A 19,125-nucleotide genomic window follows, 5' to 3' on the forward strand; every position below is an offset into this window, starting at 1 on the left:
GAAGAAGGCCGCGCAAGCGGCCTTTTTTGTGTCTGCAAACCGCGTGGCGGCTTCGGCAGATCGTGTCCACCGAGGCCACCCGCCGGCTATTCGTAACGCACGCCGGTGATTTCGTAATGCTTGACGCCGTTCGGCGCGGTGAATTCGAAGCTGTCACCTTCATGCTTGCCGATCAATGCCCGCGCGATCGGCGATGACACGGCAATCAGGCTCTGCTTGATGTCGGCTTCCAGGTCACCCACGATCTGATAGGTCACCGCCACGCCGCTGTCTTCGTCCTCGAGATCCACGATCGCGCCGAAGACGACCCGCTTGCCGGGGTTCAACTTCGCCACGTCGATCACTTCGGCGTTCGACAACAGGGCTTCCAGCTGGGCAATGCGCCCCTCGGTGAAGCTCTGCAGCTCGCGCGCCGCGTGATACTCGGCGTTTTCCTTCAGATCGCCATGCGCGCGGGCCTCGGCAATCGCCGCGATGATGCGCGGACGATCGACCGACTTCAGCCGGTCAAGTTCGCCACGCAGACGTTCCGAACCGCTCTTGGTGATGGGGGGACGACTCATGCGCCGAGCTCCTTGTGCAGTTCCTGCAGGCTGTGCACCTCGCCATCGCTGTGGAAATCAAGCGAATGGACCAGCGCACGGGCGCCTGCCACGGTCGTGGAATAGGTGACGCGATGCTGCAGGGCCTCGCGCCGGATCGAGAACGAGTCGGCGATCGCTTGCTTGCCCTCGGTGGTGTTGACGATGTACGCGATCTCGCCGTTCTTGATCAGGTCGACGATGTGCGGCCGCCCTTCGAGCACCTTGTTGACCCGTTCGCAGGCCACGCCATGCTCGGCCAGGTAGCTGGCCGTACCCGACGTCGCCACCAGGGTGAAACCGCGCCCGATGATTTCCTTCGCCACGGTCAGCAGGCGATCCTTGTCGCTGTCGCGCACCGACAGAAACGCCTTGCCCACGGTAAGCGTCCGGATCCCCGCCGCCTCATGGCCACGGGCGAACGCGGCACCGAAGCTGCGCCCCACGCCCATGACTTCGCCGGTGGAGCGCATCTCCGGACCCAGGATCGGATCCACGTTCTGGAATTTCAGGAACGGGAAGATCGCCTCCTTCACCGAGTAGTACGACGGAATCACCTCGCGCGTGGCGCCGAGGCTCACCAGCGAACGACCCGCCATCACCCGCGCGGCGACCTTGGCCAGCGGCACGCCGGTGGCCTTGGACACGAAGGGCACGGTGCGCGAGGCACGCGGGTTCACTTCCAGGATGTAGACCGTGTCGCCCTGGATCGCGAACTGGGTGTTCATCAGGCCGATGACCTTGAGTTCCTTCGCCATCGCGCTGACCTGGCGGCGCATTTCGTCCTGGATCTCGGTACTCAGCGAGTATGGCGGCAGCGAGCAGGACGAGTCGCCCGAATGCACGCCGGCCTCCTCGATGTGCTCCATGATGCCGCCGATCAGCACGGTGCCCTCGGCGTCCGCGATCACGTCCACGTCGACTTCCACCGCATGATCGAGGAAGCGGTCCAGCAGCACCGGCGAATCGTTCGACACCTTCACCGCGTCGCGGATGTAGCGCGACAGATCGGCGTCGTCGTGCACCACTTCCATGGCGCGACCGCCGAGCACGTAACTGGGACGCACCACCAGCGGATAGCCGATCTCGCGGGCCAGCGCCAACGCTTCGTCGGCGTTGCGGGCGGTGCGGTTCGGCGGCTGCTTCAGGCCGATCTTCTCGATCATCTGCTGGAAGCGCTCGCGATCCTCGGCCAGGTCGATCGAATCCGGGCTGGTACCGATGATCGGCACGCCAGCGGCTTCCAGCGCCCGCGCCAGTTTCAGCGGGGTCTGCCCACCGTACTGCACGATCACGCCCTTCGGCTTCTCGACATGGACGATTTCCAGCACGTCTTCCAGCGTCAGCGGCTCGAAGTACAACCGGTCGGACGTGTCGTAGTCGGTCGAGACGGTTTCCGGGTTGCAGTTGACCATGATGGTTTCATAGCCGTCCTCGCGCAGCGCCAGCGAGGCATGCACGCAGCAGTAGTCGAACTCGATGCCCTGCCCGATCCGGTTCGGGCCACCGCCCAGCACGATGATCTTGTCGCGGCTGGTCGGCTCGGCTTCGCATTCTTCCTCGTAGGTCGAATACATGTACGCGGTGCTGGTGGCGAACTCGGCCGCGCAGGAATCCACCCGCTTGTAGACCGGTCGCACGCCCAGCGTGTGGCGCAGATGGCGCACGGCGGCTTCGTCGGTGTTCAGCAGTTCGGCGATGCGTGCATCGGCAAAGCCCAGCCGCTTGAGCTCGCGCAGACGCGACTCATCGAGCGCAGTGATGCCCTGCGCAATGACTTCAGCCTCGGTCAGCACGATGTCCTCGAACGCGGCGAGGAACCACGGATCGACCCGACTGAGGTTGAACACTTCCTCCAGCGACAAGCCGGCGCGGAACGCGTCGGCCAGATGGAATACGCGGTCGGGGCGCGGCTCGCGCAGCTCGCGCTTGAGCACGGCCAGGCCGTCCTCGGTGCCGATGTCGAGGCCGGTCGGGTTGAGGCCGGTCTTGCCGATCTCCAGTCCGCGCAAGGCCTTCTGCAGCGATTCGTGGAAGCTGCGGCCGATCGCCATCACCTCGCCCACCGACTTCATCTGGGTGGTCAGGCGCGCGTCGGCGGCCGGGAATTTCTCGAAGGCGAAACGCGGGATCTTGGTGACGACGTAGTCGATCGACGGCTCGAACGAGGCCGGGGTCAGCCCGCCGGTGATGTCGTTCTTCAACTCGTCCAGGGTGTAGCCGACGGCGAGCTTCGCGGCGACCTTGGCGATCGGAAAGCCGGTGGCTTTCGACGCCAGCGCGGACGATCGCGACACCCGCGGGTTCATCTCGATGACCACCACGCGGCCGTCCTCGGCATTGATGCCGAACTGCACGTTGGAACCGCCGGTGTCCACGCCGATCTTGCGCAGCACGGCGATCGAGGCGTCGCGCAGGCGCTGGTATTCCTTGTCGGTGAGCGTCTGCGCCGGTGCCACGGTGATCGAGTCGCCGGTGTGCACGCCCATCGGGTCCAGGTTCTCGATCGAGCAGACGATGATGCAGTTGTCCGCGGTGTCGCGGACCACTTCCATCTCGAATTCCTTCCAGCCGAGCACGGATTCCTCGACCAGCACTTCGCTGGTCGGCGAAAGCTCCAGGCCGCGCTTGACGATTTCCTCGAACTCCTCGCGGTTGTAGGCGATGCCGCCGCCGGAGCCGCCCAACGTGAAACTGGGCCGGATCACGGTGGGGAAACCGACCTTGGCCTGGGTTTCCAGCGCCTGTTCGAACGTGCGCGCGATCTCGGCCTTCGGGCATTCCAGCCCGATCTCCGCCATCGCCACGCGGAACAGCTCGCGGTCCTCGGCCATGCGGATCGCTTCGCGCTTCGCACCGATCAGTTCGACGTTGTACTTCTCCAGCACGCCGTTGTCGGCCAGGTCGAGCGCGCAGTTCAGGCCGGTCTGGCCACCCATCGTGGGCAGCACCGCATCCGGGCACTCCTTGGCGATGATGCGCTCCACCGTCTGCCAGTTGATCGGCTCGATGTAGACCGCGTCGGCGGTTTCCGGGTCGGTCATGATCGTGGCGGGATTGGAGTTCACCAGGATCACCCGGTAACCCTCTTCCTTCAGCGCCTTGCATGCCTGCGCGCCGGAATAGTCGAACTCGCAGGCCTGGCCGATCACGATCGGACCGGCACCGATGATGAGGACGCTCTTGATATCGGTGCGCTTAGGCATGCGTGCGGGCCTCCTGCATCAGGGTGGCGAAACGTTGGAACAGATAGCCGACATCGAGCGGCCCGGGACTCGCCTCGGGATGACCCTGGAAGCAGAACGCGGGACGGTCGGTCAGCGCGAAACCCTGCAGCGAACCGTCGAACAGCGAGGTATGGGTGACCCGCACATTGGCCGGCAGCGTGGCCGGATCGACCGCGAAACCGTGGTTCTGCGAGGTGATCAGCACGCGGCCGTCGTCGTGATCCTTGACCGGGTGGTTGGCACCGTGGTGCCCGAACTTCATCTTCACCGTCCTGCCGCCCAGCGCCAGGCCCATCAGCTGATGACCGAGGCAGATGCCGAACAGCGGGATCTTCGCATCGAGGAAGGCGCGGGTTGCCACGATGGCGTAATCGCAGGCCGCCGGATCGCCGGGGCCGTTGGACAGGAACACGCCATCGGGCTTCATCGCCAGCACCTCGGCGGCAGGCGTCTGCGCCGGCACCACGGTGACCTCGCAGCCTTGTTCGGCGAGCAGGCGCAGGATGTTGAGCTTGCTGCCAAAGTCGTAAGCGACCACCTTGAAGCGCGCGGCTGGCTGGTTGAACGCAGCACGATCGAGGTCGTACACGCCCTGATTCCAGACATACGCCTTGGCGGTGCTGACCACCTTGGCCAGATCCATGCCGTTCAGGCCGGGGAATGCGCGCGCCCTGGCCAGCGCCGCATCGGCGTCGACCTGCTCGCCCGCCATGATGCAACCGGCCAGCGCGCCCTTGTCGCGCAGAATGCGGGTCAGCCGGCGGGTGTCGATGCCGGCGATGGCGACCGTGCCATGGCGCTTCAGGTAATCGGGCAGGCTTTCGGTGCTGCGCCAGCTGCTGGCCCGGCGCGGCACGTCGCGCACGATCAGGCCGGCGGCGTGCACCGCGGTGGATTCCACGTCTTCGGCATTGATGCCGGTATTGCCGATGTGGGGATAGGTCAGCGTGACGATCTGGCGGGAGTACGAGGGATCGGTGAGGATCTCCTGGTAACCGGTCATGGCGGTGTTGAAAACCACTTCGCCAACGGTTTCGCCGGTTGCTCCGACAGCGTGACCATGGAACACGCTGCCGTCTTCGAGGGCCAGCAGGGCAGGAATAGGCATACGATAACCGCCTTTTTGATGCAGCAAAGTCCGCAAGCCGCACGATTGCTGGCTTGTGGAGCTTGTGAGGGAAAGGATCTGGGCGGGTGGAAATGATAAGTGGCGACGCCGTTTCTGTCCACCTCGCAGGACAGGCATTGCGCTCATGCCCGGAGCTTTCCAGTCAGTCGGCCAGCGCTACACTAGGCCACATTTTGCCGGAGAACGATGTCCCATGAGTGCTGCCGTCCTGCTCGATCCCGCTCGTCTCGATCGCCCGGATACCACGGTGCAGCACGATCCCTTCCCGTTCATGGTGGCGCACGGCCAGTTGCCGGACGAAGTGCGCAGCGACCTGGACCGCGATTTCCCCAAGTACGCCAGCGCCGGCTTTTTCCCTTACGACCCGGCCGACTGCGGACCGAGCGTCAACGCCCTGATCCGGGACATGACCGCACCGGACTTCGCCAGCGCCATCGGCCGGCGCCTGGGCATCGATGATCTCGGGCGTTATCCCACGCTGGTCACCTTGTGCCGGCTGCTCAACAAGCGCCACGGCACCATCCATACCGACAGCCGGTCCAAGATCGCCACCGCGCTGATCTACCTCAACCCCCAGTGGCCCGACACCAGCGAGGGCTGCCTGCGCTTCCTGCATCGCATCGATGACATCGACAGCGTGATCGCTCCGGAGCTGACGCCGCTCTATGGCGAGTTCGCCGTCTTCAAGCGCTGCGACAACTCCTTCCACGGGCACCTGCCCTATGAAGGCGAACGACGCGTGATCCAGGTCGCGTGGCTGACCAGCGAGGAGGAGAAACTGCGCAAGACCAGGCGTGGCAAGTTCTCGCGCACCTTCAAGAAGATCTTCGGCAGCCTGGACAGGAAGCTCGGCGCGGGCCGGGATCGCAACGCGTCGCATCGCGACTGAGTTCGCCCTGCCATGTCGCCCGTCGCGCTGCACACGATGTTCGAGGCACTGGCTTACGCGATCGGCTTTCGCACCTTCCTGTGGACGCGGCGTCGACTGGCACCCACGGCATTCCGGCATGAGGACCACCTGGTCTGGGTGGCGGTGGGTGCGATCGTCGGCGCCGCGCTGGGCGCCAAGCTGTCGTTCTGGCTGGACGACCCGCTGACCGCGTTCGCCGACTTCCCCGACTTGCACCACCTGCTGGAAGGCAAATCGATCATCGGCGCCCTGCTCGGCGGCCTTGTCGGCGTGGAGCTGGCCAAGAACATCGCTGGAGTCGACAACTCCACCGGTGACGCCTTCGTGCTGCCGCTGACCCTGGGCATGTGCATCGGCCGGGTCGGCTGCTTCCTGGCCGGCCTCGGCGACCGCACGTATGGCGTACCGACGGCGCTGCCGTGGGGCGTGGACTTCGGTGATGGCCTGCCACGCCATCCCACCCAGCTCTACGAGATCGCCTTCCTGCTGGCCCAGTACGTACTGCTGCACTGGCGTCGTGCGGCTCTGACCCGGCCGGGCGACCGCTTCCGCGCGTTCATGGTCGGCTACCTGCTGTTCCGCCTGCTGGTCGAGTTCATAAAGCCGGTGTTCTACACCTATCCCGGGGGGCTGTCCGGGCTGCAATGGCTGTGCGTGGCTGGGCTGGTTTACTACGCCCGCGACATTCCACGTATCCTGCGGGCGTTGTTCGCCAGGGGAAGCGGTGCATGGGAGCCAAGGTAAGGCCATATCTGTTCTACGACAGCGCGGTGTCGATCTGCACGACCTGCCTGCGCCGGGTCGAGGCGAAGATCCTGATCAAGGATGAACGCGTCTACCTGGAAAAATGGTGTCCGCACCACGGCCGCGAGCGTGTGCTGATCGCCGACGACGCGGCGTACTACCGCCAGTGCCGCGAGCTGTACATCAAGCCGCCGGAGCTGCCGCAGCGCTTCAATATGCCGCAACACTACGGCTGTCCGTACGACTGCGGCCTGTGCCCGGAGCACATGCAGCATTCCTGCCTGACCCTGGTCGAGATCACCGACCACTGCAACCTGCGCTGCCCGATCTGCTACGCCGACAGCGGCCCGCACCGCCCCGGCTTCCGCGATCTGGCCACGGTGGAACGCATGCTCGACGCGGTGGTGGCCAACGAGGGCGAGCCCGACGTGGTGCAGATATCCGGCGGCGAACCGACCCTGCATCCGGATTTCTTCGCGATCCTTGATGCCGCCAGGGCGCGTCCGATCCGGCACCTGATGGTCAACACCAACGGCCTGCGCATCGCGAAGGAGCCGGAGTTCGCCGCACGGCTGGTCGAGTACCAGCCCGGCTTCGAGCTGTACCTGCAGTTCGATTCCCTGCGCGACGAGGTGCACAAGGACTTGCGCGGCGCGAAGCTGCGCGACGTGCGACTGAAGGCGCTGGAGCACCTGAACCGGCACGACATCTCCACCACGCTTGTCGTCACCGTGAAGAAGGGCCTCAACGATGGCGAGCTGGGCGAGATCATCGACTTCGCACTGACCCAGCCGTGCGTGCGCGGCGTGACGTTCCAGCCGATCCAGGCCGCCGGCCGTCTGGAAGGCTACGATCCCGAACACAACCGGCTGACCCTGAGCGAAGTGCGCCGGCGCATCCTCGAACAAAGTCCGCTGTTCCAGCCCGACGACCTGATTCCGGTGCCATGCAACCCGGACTGCCTGGCGATGGCCTATGCACTGAAGATGGGTGGCCAGGTCGTGCCGCTGACCCGCTTCGTCTCGCCGGAAACCCTGGTCAGCAAGGGCCGCAACACGATCGTGGTGGAGCGTGACGAGGAACTGCGCGCCCACGTGTTCGAGCTGTTCGCCACCAACCATTCACCCGAATCGCAGGCCTGCTCGCTGGCCGACCTGCTGTGCTGCCTGCCGCAGGTGCAGGCGCCGTCCGACCTCGGCTACCGCAACGTGTTCCGCGTGCTGATCATGCAGTTCATCGACGCCCACGGCTTCGACCTGCGCGCGGTGAAGAAATCCTGCGTGCACATCGCCCAGCCCGACGGGAAGATCATTCCGTTCGATACCTTCAACCTGTTCTATCGCGACGACAAGGCTGCCACGTTGACGAAGTTGCGCCGCGAGATCGAACAGGGCCGCGCCATCGAGGAAACACCCCATGAGTGAGATGCGTCTGGAACCGCCGACCTCCGCGCCATCACCGCCCCCACCCATGCCCCACGAACCGTACACTTCCGGCGGCTCGCTGGCGGCCGGGGTCGGCCTGGCGTGGCTGGTCATGATCGTTGGCGAAGTGCTGTTGATGACGCTGATACTGATGACTGACAGCCTCGGCGCGATCCTGGGCGGCTTCCTGCTTCCGCCGCTGGCTATCGTCGTGTGGGGGGTCGTCCTGCTCAACGGCAGCAAGCCACGCACCGGCAAGGGCATGCTGCTAGGCCTGCTGTCGATCGTCGCCGTCGCGTTTCTGCTGGTCGCCGCCTGCTTCGGCCTGATCAACGCCTATCACTGAGCTGTCACCAGCCGATCCGGCCGTCGACACGACTCACCGCTGCGTCGCGATGACATCCTCGAGCTGCCAATGCCCGGCGCTACGGCCGACCAGCCAGTGCGCCGCCTGCAAGGCACCGCGCGCGAAGATCGAACGATCGGTGGCACGGTGAACCAGTTCCAGCCGCTCGCCCTGCCCGATCAGCATCGCGGAATGTTCGCCGACGATGTCGCCGCCGCGCACCACGGCGAAGCCGATGCTGCCCTCGCCCCGTGCACCGGTCTGGCCCTCGCGGCTGTACACCGCCGTCGCCTCCAGCGTGGTCCGGCGGGCAGCGGCGGCGGCGTGGCCGAGCGCCAGGGCGGTGCCCGACGGAGCATCCTGCTTGCGGCCATGATGTGCTTCGACGATCTCCAGGTCCCACTCCGGCAACGCGGCAGCGGCTTCGCGCAGCAGTCGCGTCAGCACCGCCACGCCCAGGCTGAAATTGGCCGCGCGCAGGAGGGCGATGTGCTGGCCGGCATCGGCGAGGCGCGCTTCCAGCGCGGCGTCGAGGCCGGTGGTGCCGCTGACCAGCGCGATACCGCGCGTCAGGCAGTGCTCGAGCGCCGATGACAGGGCCGCCGGGCTGCTGAAGTCGATGACCGCATCGATCGCTGGCGTCTGCGTCCAGTCGTGCGCATGGCGCAGGACGCTGTCGGTGAGTGGCGCCACCAGCTGGCCATCGTGCGGAGAACCGGGAGCCACCACTGCGTGGACCAGCGCGAAGCGGGGATCCGTGCCGACAAGATCCAGCAAGGCACGCCCCATGCGGCCGGAGGCGCCGTTGATGGCAAGACGGACGGGTCGGGTCATCAGCGACGCACTCCAGTGGCTCGATCATTGGATGCTGGCCCGCGGCCAGCAGGAATCACGCGGTGACTTTCGACCAGAATTTCTTCACGCCGTCGACCCAACCGTTGGCGCGCGGCGTGTGCTTGCTGGCCTCGCTGCCGTCGAAGGTGGCCTCCAGCGATTCCAGCAACTCGCGCTGCTGCTTGGTCAGGCGCACCGGCGTCTCCACCACGACCCGGCAGATCAGGTCGCCATGCCGGCTGCTGCGCACCGACTTGACGCCGCGACCGCGCAGGCGGAATTGCGTTCCGGTCTGGGTTTCCGACGGGATGCTGATCGGCACCTCGCCATCCAGGGTCGGCACGGGAAGTTCGGCGCCCAGGGCTGCCTGCGAGAAGCGGATCGGCAGCTCACAATAAAGGTCATTGCCCTCGCGCTGGAAAATCGCGTGTTCGCGCACCTGCACTTCCACGTACAGATCGCCGGCCGGCGTACCGGACGGGCCGGCCTCGCCCTGCCCGGTCAGGCGGATGCGATCGCCGTTGTCGACGCCCTCGGGAATCTGCACCGATAGCGTGCGGGTCTCCTCGATGCGGCCTTCGCCGTGGCATTTCCTGCACGGATTCTCGATGGTCTGGCCGCTGCCGCTGCAATGCGGGCAGGCCTGCTGGATCGAGAAGATGCCGTTCTGCATGCGCACCTGGCCGTGGCCGTGGCAGGTCTTGCACTTGCTGACCTTGCCATCTTCCGAGCCGCTGCCGTTGCAGTGGTGGCAGTTGACCTGGCTGGGTATCTCGATTTGCCGGCTGACGCCGAACACGGCCTCTTCCAGGTCCAGTTCCATGATGTAGCGCAGGTCGGCACCGCGACGCGGACGCCCGCGCCCGCCGCCGGCACGACCGAAAATGTCGCCGAAGATGTCGCCGAAGATGTCGCCCACGTCGCCGAAACCCGCGCCGCCTCGGCCACCCATGCCGTGCTCGAACGCGGCATGACCGTGCTGGTCGTACATCGCGCGTTTCTGGGTGTCGGACAGCACCTCGTAGGCCTCCTTGGCCTCCTTGAACTTGTCCTGCGCCGCGGGATCGTCCGGGCAGCGATCCGGGTGGTATTTCATCGCCAGTCGGCGAAAGGATTTCTTCAGCTCGACTTCGCTGACGCTGCGCTCCACGCCCAGCACTTCGTAGTAATCACGTTTGCTCATTGATGCATCCACACTGCCTGTCGCGCCCCTGTCCCGCATTCAGCAAACAGCCCACGCCAGGAGAATTCCCGGCGCGGGCTGGCCCATCGGCAACGCCGATGACGATGCCGAAGATTACTTGTCGTCTTTCACTTCGGTGAACTCGGCATCCACCACGTCATCGGGCTGGGCCGAACCGCCGCCCGGTGCCGACTGTGCACCGGCGTCAGCCTGGGCGCCACCCTGCGCCGCCGCGTACAGCGCCTGCGCCACCTGTTCCAGCTTCTCGACCTTGGATTCGATCGCCGCCTTGTCGTCGCCGTCCTTGACCTTCTCCAGGTCGGACAACGCACCCTCGATGCTGCTCAGCTGATCAGCCGGCACCTTGTCGCCGTGCTCCTTCAGCGCGCTGCGGGTGGCGTGGACAAGCTGGTCGGCCTTGTTGCGGGTGGCCACCAGTTCATGGAACTTCTTGTCCTCTTCCTTGTTCGCCTCGGCGTCAGCGACCATCCGGGCGATCTCTTCCTCGGACAGACCCGAGCCGGCCTTGATCTCGATCTTCTGTTCCTTGCCGGTCTTCTTGTCCTTGGCCGACACGTGCAGGATGCCGTTCGCGTCGATGTCGAAGGTAACCTCGATCTGCGGCATGCCACGCGGCGCCGGATCGATGCCCTGCAGGTCGAACTTGCCCAGCGACTTGTTCGCGCTGGCACGCTCGCGCTCGCCCTGCAGCACGTGCACGGTCACCGCGGTCTGGTTGTCGTCGGCCGTGGAGAAGGTCTGCGAGGCCTTGGTCGGCACCGTGGTGTTCTTCTCGATCAGCTTGGTCATCACGCCGCCCATCGTCTCGATGCCCAGCGACAGCGGGGTGACGTCGAGCAGCAGCACGTCCTTGACCGAACCACCCAGCACGCCGCCCTGGATCGCCGCGCCCACGGCGACGGCCTCGTCCGGATTGACGTCCTTGCGCGGTTCCTTGCCGAAGAAGTCCTTCACCGCTTCCTGCACCTTGGGCATGCGGGTCTGACCGCCGACCAAGATCACGTCGTCGATGTCGGACACGCGCAGGCCGGCATCATTCAACGCGGTGCGGCACGGCTCGATGGTGCGCTTGACCAGATCCTCGACCAGCGCCTCAAGCTTGGCCCGGGTCAGCTTGATGTTGAGGTGCTTCGGGCCCGAGGCGTCGGCCGTCACGTACGGAAGGTTCACGTCGGTCTGGTGGTTCGAGGACAGCTCAATCTTGGCGCGCTCGGCGGCGTCCTTCAGGCGCTGCAGGGCCAGCGGGTCCTTGCGCAGGTCGATGCCCTGCTCCTTCTGGAATTCCTCGACCAGATAGTCGATGACGCGCATGTCGAAGTCTTCGCCACCCAGGAAGGTGTCGCCGTTGGTGGCCAGCACCTCGAACTGCTTCTCGCCGTCGACTTCGGCGATCTCGATGATCGACACGTCGAAGGTGCCACCGCCCAGGTCGTACACCGCGATCTTGCGATCGCCGCCCTTCTTGTCGAGGCCGTAAGCCAATGCGGCCGCGGTCGGCTCGTTGATGATGCGCTTGACGTCGAGGCCGGCGATCTTGCCGGCGTCCTTGGTCGCCTGGCGCTGGCTGTCGTTGAAGTATGCCGGGACGGTGATCACCGCCTCGGTGATCGTCTCGCCGAGATAGTCCTCGGCGGTCTTCTTCATCTTCATCAGCACCTTGGCAGCGATCTCCTGCGGCGCCATCTTCTTGCCGTCGGAGGTCTGCACCCAGGCGTCACCGTTGTCGTGCGCCACGATGCCGTAGGGCACGATGTGCAGGTCCTTTTGCACTTCGGCGTCGGTGAACTTGCGGCCGATCAGGCGCTTCACCGCGTAGAAGGTGTTCTTCGGGTTGGTCACGCCCTGGCGCTTGGCCGAGGCGCCCACCAGCACTTCGCCGTCCTTGTTGAAGGCGACGATGGACGGCGTGGTGCGATCGCCTTCCGAGTTCTCGATGACCTTGGTCGTCGTGCCGTCCATCACGGACACGCAGGAGTTGGTGGTGCCCAGGTCGATGCCGATGATCTTGCCCATGTTCAATCTCTCCAGATTTTCTTTGCGGCCCCCGCGGCCGCGATGGTTTTCAGATGGGGGTCTGCTCTGGCGATTCAATGCCGGCAATGCCCCGAAGACGTGTTCCAGCGTTCCCGCCGGCGCGCCATTCAGGCGGGCGCCAGCGTGGTGACCATTCAGTCCCTGGCCACCGCCACCAGGGCGGGACGCAACAAGCGGTCATTCAGCACGTAACCCTTCTGCAGCACACTGACCACCGTGCCCGGCGCCTGGCCGGCAGCGTCGACCATGCTCACGGCGTGGTGCCGTTCCGGGTCGAGCGGCTGACCCAGCGGATCGACCTGCGACATGCCATGGTTCTCGGCGACCTTCAGCAGGGCCTTCAGGGTCAGGCCAAGGCCTTCGCGCATAGAAGCGACGTCGGCCGCCTCGACTGCCAGGCCACTCTCCAGTCCGTCGTACACCGGCAGCAACTCGCCGAGCAGTTTCTCGTTGGCGAAACGGCGAGCCTGCTCCAGGTCGCGGTGCAGACGGCGACGCTGGTTGTCGAGCTCGGCGTGCTCGCGCAAGACGGTCTCGCGCAGCTCGGCATTGCTGGCCTCCAGCTCGGCCACACGCGCCTGCAGGGCCTCCAGCTCGGGATTGGCCGCGTCGGCGGAATAGTCCTCGGCTGGCGTGTCGCCCGACGAATGCGGATCGTTGTTCTGCATGTTCACTCCAAACGGTTGTCATGGCCGGCACGAATGCCGACCGCCCATGATTCTTGCGAGAAACCCCGTCTCCCGCAGCGGTTATAGGGTCGTGGCCGCCCGATTCAAGGCGTCGCTGAGCAATCCGGCAGTGGCCTGCACCACCGGGATCACCCGCTCGTAGGCCATCCGGGTCGGCCCGATGACGCCCACCGCGCCCAGCACCCGACCCTGCGCGCCATAGCTGGCGGTCACCACGCTGCAACCATCGAGCGCGGTAAAGCCCGATTCCTCGCCGATGAACAGGCGCATCCCGGGGGCCCGGGCGCAGACTTCCATCAGCTGCAGCAGTTCGTTCTTTTGCTGGAACGCCTCGAACAGCTCGCGCATGCGCTGCATGTCCGCCAGCTCGGCATAACCCATCAGATTGGTCTGGCCACTGACCAGCATGTCCGGCCCGGTCGGACCGTCGGGGCCGAACGAGGCGGTGGCCAGCTCGACCGTACTGGCCAGCAACCGGTTCAATTCGCTGCCGGCCTTGCGCACCTCGGCCAGCAGGTGGGCACGGATGTCGTGGATCCGGAAACCGGCAAAGTGGCTGTTGAGGTAATTGGCGGCGCGCTCGAGCTCGCTGGCATCCAGCGGCTTGGCCAGTTGCACGATGCGGTTCTGCACCTGGTTGTCGCTGAATACCAGGATCACCAGCACCCGCGCGTCTGGCAACGACACGAAATCGATATGCCGCAGCGGGAAATCGGCCTGGCGCGGCACGGTGACCACACCGGCAAACCGGGTCATCGCCGACAGCAAGGTGGAAACATTGCCCAGCAGATCGCGCGTGGTGGTCGGTCCCGGCGGCAATTCGCGCTGCAGGCGGGCCATCTCGGCCTGGGGCAGCGGCTGAAGTTCGATCAGGCTGTCGACGAACAGGCGCAGCCCGCGCGGCGTCGGCACTCGTCCTGCCGAGGTGTGCGGCGAAGCGACCAGGCCGGCGTCTTCCAGATCCGCCATGATGTTGCGGATGGTGGCGGCACTGACATCCAGGCCGGACGAACGCGACAGCGTGCGCGAGCCGACGGGCTCGCCGTCGATCAGGTATTGCGCAATCAGCGTGCGCAACAGGTTGCGCGCGCGTGCATCGAGGTCGTGGCCGTGCCGGTTCGTCATGCTGAGTGTTGCAGTCCGTGAGACCACACAGAAATAAGGTCTGCGCGCGCGCCTTGCAAGTGAAACGTATCCAGCAGCTCGGCGGCTCCCGCTACAATCCCGTCACTCCCCGATCAAGCCAGCCATGCTTACTTCGCTCTACGTCCGCCATTTTGCCGTTGTGGAAGCCGCCGAAGTGTCCTTCGGCCCCGGCCTGACCGTGGTCAGCGGCGAAACCGGTGCCGGCAAGTCATTGCTGGTCGACGCCCTGATGCTGCTGGCCGGGGCCCGCGCCGACAGCGGCATGGTCCGCGCCGGCAGCGACCGCGCCGAACTGGCTGCCGAGTTCGACCTCACCGATCTGACCGAGGCGCGGGCGTGGCTGTCCCGCGAAGAACTGGACGAGGATGGTGGCTGCCAGTTGCGCCGGGTGATCCGTGCCGAGGGCAGTTCCAGGGCCTGGATCAACGGCCGCCCGGCCAACGCGCGCCAGCTCGGCGAACTGGCCGCCCTGCTGGTCGAGATCCATGGCCAGCACGAGCATCAGGCACTGCTGTCCCGTCCTCATCAGCTGGCCCTGCTCGACGCTTATGCCGGCCATGACGACCTGCTGGTGCAGGTGCGCGAAAGCGCCATGCAGTGGCGCGAGCTCGCGGCGCGCATGCGCAAGCTCAGCGGCGGCGACGACCGGGACCAGCGGCTCGAACTGCTTCGCCACGAAATCGAATCGCTCGAAAAATGGTCCCTGCCGGCCGCCGACTTGGCCGAGCTGGAATCGAGTCACAAGCGGCTGGCCAATGCCGGACGGCTGGCTGAAGGCAGCACCAGCGTGTTGGAACTGCTCGATGGCGACAGCGAATTCGCGCTGCGCCGCGCGCTGGGCCGCACCCACGCGGAGCTGTCCAAGCTTGCCGCACTCGACGACAAGCTCGCCCCCCTGCTCGATCTGCTGGACAACGCCGGCATCCAGCTGGCCGAGGCGACCGATGGTCTGGGACGATACGCGCAGGACGTCGATCTCGATCCGGAACGCTTCAGCGAAGTGGACAACCACCTGGCCCGGCTGCATGAACTGTCGCGGCGGCACCGGCTGCCGGCTGCTGAATTGCATGACAAGCTGACCGCCCTGCGCGCCGAACACGATGAACTGGAAGGCGCCGGCGATGCGCTTGAAGCGCTGGCCACGCAAAGCCGGCGGCTGGAGCTGGCCCATGCCGACGCCGCCGCCAGGCTGAGCGAGGCACGCTCGCTGGCCGCCAGTCGGCTCGGTGAGGAAGTCAGCGCCCTGATGAACGAACTGGGCATGGCCGGCGGCCAGTTGCAGGTCGAACTGGAACCCGCTGCCGCCGTCGAGCCCGACCCGCAGGGCCGCGAACGCTGCGAGTTCCTGGTCAGTGCCAATCCCGGTCAACCACCGCGCGCACTGCGCAAGGTCGCCTCCGGTGGCGAACTGGCCCGCATCAGCCTGGCCATCGAAGTCGCCACGCTGGGCAAGGACACGGTCGGCAGCATGATCTTCGACGAGGTCGATACCGGCATCGGTGGGGCGATCGCCGAGGTGGTCGGGCAGAAACTCCGGGCGTTGGGCGCGCAGCGGCAGGTTCTGTGTGTCACCCATCTGCCGCAGGTTGCCGCGCAGGGGCACGCCCATCTGCGGGTCAGCAAGCACAGCGATGACGACTCCACCCGCACCCGTATCGAGAAGCTCGATGCCGCCGGCCGCCGCGACGAGCTGGCGCGCATGCTGGGTGGTCTGGAGATCACCCGGGAAACCAGGGCCCACGCCAGGCAGATGCTGGACCGCGCACAGACGGACTGAGCTGATGCCGGCGCGAGTGACCCGTCAGCCCGCCGGTGACAGCAACCCTCGTTCGCTGGCCATGCGGTAGAGATCGAGTTCCGACCCCGCCCCCAGCTTGCCCATCAGGCTGGCCCGGTGGATGTAGACGGTCTTCTGGCCGATGCCCAGCTCCGCCGCCACCTGCTTCGGGGTGAGGCCGCCAGCCAGCAGCAGGAACACTTCGCGCTCCCGGGTGGTGAGCCGGTTGACCGGGTCCAGCGCCTCATTCGGCCGCTCCGCCCGACGCTGGCGCAGGTCCGAGCTCAGGAAGCACTCGCCCTGCATCACCGCGCGCAGGCCCGCCACCAGTTCTTCCGGAGCGACACCCTTGGTGACGTAACCACTGGCGCCGCGACGAAGCGCTTCGGACACATAGGGCTCGCCGTCATGCATGCTCAGCACCACGATGCGGGCCTGCGGATGCACGCTGCGAAGATGCTCGATCAGCGGCAGGCCGCTGCCATCCGGCAGGGACAGGTCCAGGGCCACCAGATCGGGACGCCAATGCCCCACGGCTTCGACGGCATCGTCGGCGCTGCGGCATTCGGCCACCACATCGAGATCGGACTCCATCTCGATCAGCCGCTTGAAGCCCTCGCGAACGATGGCATGGTCATCAACCAGAACGATGCTGTACATCCGCCTACTTTACACAGAGCGGGAGCCCATCTGTACATTCCCGGCCGCTCGCTCCCCTGAACATCCGCAACGGGCGCGCATGTAACATTCATCCATGCGATCGAAACTCCTGCACCTGCCCGACTCCGGGCCCATCATCGCCGCGGGCTATCTGCTGCTCTGGCTGCTGCTGTGGTCGACCGTCCAACCCTACTGGATGCTGCCTTACGGCCTGCGTTTCGGCACCCTGCTGCTGACCCCGGTGCGCTATTGGGGCTGGCTGCTGGGCGCCGAGCTGGCCGCGACCACCGGTATCGCACTCGCCCATGGCATGCCGCTGGGCTGGCTGGGTTTGGCCATCGGCGAGTTGCCGGAGCCGCTGGTGATGGCCGGCGGCCTGTGGCTGCTGCGCCGGTTCAACCTGCATGCCAGCCTGCAAAGCCCGCAGGAAGTGACCCGACTGATGCTGTCGGTGGTTCTGGTGGTTTCCGCGACGACCGCCGTCGACGCCGCCCTGCTGGCGATGGTCAGCACCCCGAGCTCCCCCGAATTGCTGGCCCGCATGCTTGGCGAGGAGTTGCTCAGCCAGTATCTGGGCATCCTCCTGATCGTGCCGTTGATGATCATGGTCCTGCGCACGCGAATCGAGCAGCGCGCCCTGGCCAGCCTGGTCATGGACGGCCTGCTGGTCATGCTGCCGTCGATGACCATCCTGCTGGTGCTGTCGGAACAGGCCGCACCGCAACCGCAGTTCGCCCGGGTGCTTTCGCTGGCGCCGGTACTGTTCTTCGCTTTCCGTCACGGCTGGCGAGGGGCCAGCCTGGCCATGTTGACCACCAGCCTGGGCATGACCCTGGTGGATCAGCACCTGGGCCACGCGCCCACGACGGCCGCGGCCTACCTGTTCCTGGCCGTGGCAGGCACCGGCGCACTGATGCTCGGTTCGGCCACGGACGCCCTGCGCCGCAGCAGCGCGCGGGTGGCCGAGCAGAACGTCTACCTCGGCGCCGTCAACCGCCGCCTCGACCAGTTGGCCCACCAATTGCGGGACGCCGCGCGCGGCAACCTGCAGGCCGACGAAAACCAGCGCCGCCATCTGGCCGCCGAACTGCACGACGAGCTCGGCCAGAACATCACCGCGATCCAGACCCACGTGAAGCTGGCCCAGGCACGCCTGCATCAGGCCGGCATGGAGGACATCAGTACCTCGATCAACACCATTCTGGCGCACATGCGGCGGGCCCTGCATCGGCTGCTCGACGACCTGCGCCCGGCCGTGCTGGACGAGTTCGGGTTGCTGCGCGCGCTCGACGAGGGACCGATTCGCGATCTGCTGAATGCCGCCGGGATGACGTATCACACCCAGTTGCATGGCGACCCGCGCCTGCTGGACGACGATACCCGCACCGCCATTTACCGGCTGGTGCAGGAGAGCGCCACCAACGCCGTCAAGCACGCCCGGGCCAGCGAATTCCGCCTGCGCCTGCGCATCGGCGAACGCCAGGGCATCGCCGTGGCCCTGCTGGACGTCCGTGATGACGGCGCGGGCCTGCCCAGCCGACTGCCGCGTGGCGGTCGTGGATTGCAAGGCATGCGTGACCGAGTCACCTCGCTGGGTGGGCAGTTCCGGCTGCGTCCCGCCGCGACCGGAGTCCACCTCCGCATCTTGCTGCGAAGCAGCACATGCGCGATGGAAGAGCAGCGAGTGACCTAGGAATTTTTCTGATACCGCAAACGTGAAGCTCTCGTTACGATCAATCCATCGATGTGGGGGAGCCGTCATCGCAAGATGACGGATCAGGGCAGCCGTGGGGACGGCGGCTCTGAAAAAACGGCAGGATGCCGTTTCGCCGCTACCTGGCGAGAGTCATGAGGCAACAGCGAGCCATTCGCTTGCCGATCGACAGGTAGAGGAGCAGCCGCGGGCGGACAGGAGTCCTCCTCGCGGCTTTTTTATGCCTGCCGTTTGCCCTTTCGGGGAAATGGCGCCGGCGATGGGCGCCGCGGCAACTGCTCAGCCTTTGCGGGGACGGTGCTTGGGCCTTACATAGAGGACCAGGTTGTGATCCTCGATCACGTAGCCGTGCTTGGCCGCAATTTCATGCTGGAGACGTTCGATCTCCTCGCTGACGAACTCGATGACCTTTCCGCTGTCCACATCAATCATGTGATCGTGGTGCTTTCCGCGGTCAAGTTCGTAGACCGCCTGGCCACCTTCAAAATTGTGCTTGACGATGATGCCGGCCGCCTCGAACTGGGTCAGCACCCGGTAAACGGTGGCCAGTCCGATGTCTTCCTGGTGGGCAAGCAGTTTCTTGTAGACGTCCTCGGCACTGAGATGCTGCACGCCTTCTTCGTCGAAAATCTGCAGGATGCGCATGCGCGGATGCGTGACCTTGAGGCCCACCCTGCGCAGCTCTCTGGTTTCCTGTTCCATGCCC

Annotated in this window: 16 protein-coding genes; 6 read left to right on the forward strand and 10 right to left on the reverse strand. The window is 65.8% G+C overall.

Features of this window, described 5'->3' with window-relative positions; all coding sequences use genetic code 11:
- Positions 1-86: 86 nt before the first annotated feature.
- From greA to carA, 3 genes are read right to left on the reverse strand one after another with little or no spacing between them, the layout of a single operon-like run.
- Positions 87-563 (reverse strand): transcription elongation factor GreA, encoded by a 477-nt coding sequence (gene greA, locus ASD55_RS08125; RefSeq protein WP_056718599.1) that lies wholly within the window; start codon positions 561-563, stop codon positions 87-89.
- Positions 560-3,787 carry a carbamoyl-phosphate synthase large subunit gene (carB, locus tag ASD55_RS08130; RefSeq protein ID WP_056765088.1) on the reverse strand — a complete coding sequence of 1,076 codons (3,228 nt, stop codon included), beginning with the start codon at positions 3,785-3,787 and terminating at the stop codon, positions 560-562. Before carB ends, greA begins: the two co-directional genes overlap by 4 nt.
- Complete coding sequence (carA, locus tag ASD55_RS08135) at positions 3,780-4,916, reverse strand: glutamine-hydrolyzing carbamoyl-phosphate synthase small subunit (protein ID WP_056718601.1); 1,137 nt, start codon at positions 4,914-4,916, stop codon at positions 3,780-3,782. Before carA ends, carB begins: the two co-directional genes overlap by 8 nt.
- 214 nt (positions 4,917-5,130) lie before the next feature.
- Between carA and ASD55_RS08140 the strand changes: the two genes are divergently transcribed.
- From ASD55_RS08140 to ASD55_RS08155, 4 genes are read left to right on the forward strand one after another with little or no spacing between them, the layout of a single operon-like run.
- On the forward strand, positions 5,131-5,826 hold the full coding sequence (locus tag ASD55_RS08140) for a 2OG-Fe(II) oxygenase (RefSeq protein WP_056718602.1): 696 nt from the start codon (positions 5,131-5,133) through the stop codon (positions 5,824-5,826).
- A gap of 12 nt (positions 5,827-5,838) precedes the next feature.
- A complete protein-coding gene (locus ASD55_RS08145; RefSeq protein ID WP_056765091.1) occupies positions 5,839-6,591 on the forward strand; it encodes a prolipoprotein diacylglyceryl transferase family protein in 753 nt (250 codons plus the stop codon).
- On the forward strand, positions 6,576-8,015 hold the full coding sequence (locus ASD55_RS08150; protein ID WP_056718604.1) for a radical SAM protein: 1,440 nt from the start codon (positions 6,576-6,578) through the stop codon (positions 8,013-8,015). Before ASD55_RS08145 ends, ASD55_RS08150 begins: the two co-directional genes overlap by 16 nt.
- A complete protein-coding gene (locus tag ASD55_RS08155) occupies positions 8,008-8,361 on the forward strand; it encodes a hypothetical protein (protein ID WP_157598914.1) in 354 nt (117 codons plus the stop codon). The genes ASD55_RS08150 and ASD55_RS08155 overlap by 8 nt, the downstream gene beginning before the upstream one ends.
- Positions 8,362-8,394: 33 nt before the next feature.
- On the opposite strand, the gene dapB is transcribed toward ASD55_RS08155, so the two are convergent.
- The 5 genes from dapB to hrcA all read right to left on the reverse strand — a co-directional run bounded on the left by dapB (position 8,395) and on the right by hrcA (position 14,247).
- Positions 8,395-9,195 carry a 4-hydroxy-tetrahydrodipicolinate reductase gene (gene dapB / locus ASD55_RS08160; RefSeq protein WP_056765092.1) on the reverse strand — a complete coding sequence of 267 codons (801 nt, stop codon included), beginning with the start codon at positions 9,193-9,195 and terminating at the stop codon, positions 8,395-8,397.
- A gap of 55 nt (positions 9,196-9,250) precedes the next feature.
- A complete protein-coding gene (gene dnaJ / locus ASD55_RS08165) occupies positions 9,251-10,378 on the reverse strand; it encodes a molecular chaperone DnaJ (RefSeq protein ID WP_056718607.1) in 1,128 nt (375 codons plus the stop codon).
- A 114-nt stretch (positions 10,379-10,492) separates the two neighbouring features.
- Positions 10,493-12,412, reverse strand: a complete 1,920-nt coding sequence (gene dnaK, locus ASD55_RS08170; RefSeq protein ID WP_056718608.1) for a molecular chaperone DnaK — start codon at positions 12,410-12,412, stop codon at positions 10,493-10,495.
- 155 nt (positions 12,413-12,567) lie between these two features.
- Complete coding sequence (gene grpE / locus ASD55_RS08175; RefSeq protein WP_056718609.1) at positions 12,568-13,101, reverse strand: nucleotide exchange factor GrpE; 534 nt, start codon at positions 13,099-13,101, stop codon at positions 12,568-12,570.
- Between the two features lie 81 nt (positions 13,102-13,182).
- On the reverse strand, positions 13,183-14,247 hold the full coding sequence (hrcA, locus tag ASD55_RS08180; RefSeq protein ID WP_056718610.1) for a heat-inducible transcriptional repressor HrcA: 1,065 nt from the start codon (positions 14,245-14,247) through the stop codon (positions 13,183-13,185).
- Between the two features lie 124 nt (positions 14,248-14,371).
- Here hrcA and recN point away from each other — a divergent pair, with 124 nt between their 5' ends.
- Positions 14,372-16,045: a DNA repair protein RecN gene (recN, locus tag ASD55_RS08185; RefSeq protein ID WP_056765095.1), complete on the forward strand. Its 1,674-nt coding sequence runs from the start codon at positions 14,372-14,374 to the stop codon at positions 16,043-16,045.
- Between the two features lie 24 nt (positions 16,046-16,069).
- On the opposite strand, the gene ASD55_RS08190 is transcribed toward recN, so the two are convergent.
- Positions 16,070-16,705 (reverse strand): response regulator transcription factor, encoded by a 636-nt coding sequence (locus tag ASD55_RS08190; protein WP_007805399.1) that lies wholly within the window; start codon positions 16,703-16,705, stop codon positions 16,070-16,072.
- Positions 16,706-16,799: 94 nt separating this feature from the next.
- On the opposite strand from ASD55_RS08190, the gene ASD55_RS08195 reads away from it, so the two are divergent.
- The gene (locus ASD55_RS08195; RefSeq protein ID WP_056765098.1) at positions 16,800-18,398 is read left to right on the forward strand and encodes an MASE1 domain-containing protein; all 1,599 of its coding nucleotides are present in this window, start codon (positions 16,800-16,802) and stop codon (positions 18,396-18,398) included.
- A 300-nt stretch (positions 18,399-18,698) separates the two neighbouring features.
- Here ASD55_RS08195 and fur read toward each other — a convergent pair whose 3' ends face one another.
- Entirely contained in the window at positions 18,699-19,121 is a 423-nt protein-coding gene (gene fur, locus ASD55_RS08200; RefSeq protein WP_056718613.1) for a ferric iron uptake transcriptional regulator, read from the reverse strand.
- Between the last annotated feature and the right edge of the window lie 4 nt (positions 19,122-19,125).

This window comes from Rhodanobacter sp. Root561 (genome assembly GCF_001427365.1).
GTDB lineage: Bacteria > Pseudomonadota > Gammaproteobacteria > Xanthomonadales > Rhodanobacteraceae > Rhodanobacter.

Bases quoted from the DNA above. Each gene is read 5' to 3' on its own strand.
- ASD55_RS08145 (WP_056765091.1), top strand. From the start codon at position 5,839: ATGTCGCCCGTCGCGCTGCACACGATGTTCGAGGCACTGGCTTACGCG.
- ASD55_RS08195 (WP_056765098.1), top strand. From the start codon at position 16,800: ATGCGATCGAAACTCCTGCACCTGCCCGACTCCGGGCCCATCATCGCC.
- greA (WP_056718599.1), bottom strand. From the start codon at position 563: ATGAGTCGTCCCCCCATCACCAAGAGCGGTTCGGAACGTCTGCGTGGC.
- ASD55_RS08140 (WP_056718602.1), top strand. From the start codon at position 5,131: ATGAGTGCTGCCGTCCTGCTCGATCCCGCTCGTCTCGATCGCCCGGAT.
- grpE (WP_056718609.1), bottom strand. From the start codon at position 13,101: ATGCAGAACAACGATCCGCATTCGTCGGGCGACACGCCAGCCGAGGAC.
- fur (WP_056718613.1), bottom strand. From the start codon at position 19,121: ATGGAACAGGAAACCAGAGAGCTGCGCAGGGTGGGCCTCAAGGTCACG.
- ASD55_RS08190 (WP_007805399.1), bottom strand. From the start codon at position 16,705: ATGTACAGCATCGTTCTGGTTGATGACCATGCCATCGTTCGCGAGGGC.
- dapB (WP_056765092.1), bottom strand. From the start codon at position 9,195: ATGACCCGACCCGTCCGTCTTGCCATCAACGGCGCCTCCGGCCGCATG.
- ASD55_RS08155 (WP_157598914.1), top strand. From the start codon at position 8,008: ATGAGTGAGATGCGTCTGGAACCGCCGACCTCCGCGCCATCACCGCCC.
- ASD55_RS08150 (WP_056718604.1), top strand. From the start codon at position 6,576: ATGGGAGCCAAGGTAAGGCCATATCTGTTCTACGACAGCGCGGTGTCG.
- dnaK (WP_056718608.1), bottom strand. From the start codon at position 12,412: ATGGGCAAGATCATCGGCATCGACCTGGGCACCACCAACTCCTGCGTG.
- carA (WP_056718601.1), bottom strand. From the start codon at position 4,916: ATGCCTATTCCTGCCCTGCTGGCCCTCGAAGACGGCAGCGTGTTCCAT.
- dnaJ (WP_056718607.1), bottom strand. From the start codon at position 10,378: ATGAGCAAACGTGATTACTACGAAGTGCTGGGCGTGGAGCGCAGCGTC.
- hrcA (WP_056718610.1), bottom strand. From the start codon at position 14,247: ATGACGAACCGGCACGGCCACGACCTCGATGCACGCGCGCGCAACCTG.
- recN (WP_056765095.1), top strand. From the start codon at position 14,372: ATGCTTACTTCGCTCTACGTCCGCCATTTTGCCGTTGTGGAAGCCGCC.
- carB (WP_056765088.1), bottom strand. From the start codon at position 3,787: ATGCCTAAGCGCACCGATATCAAGAGCGTCCTCATCATCGGTGCCGGT.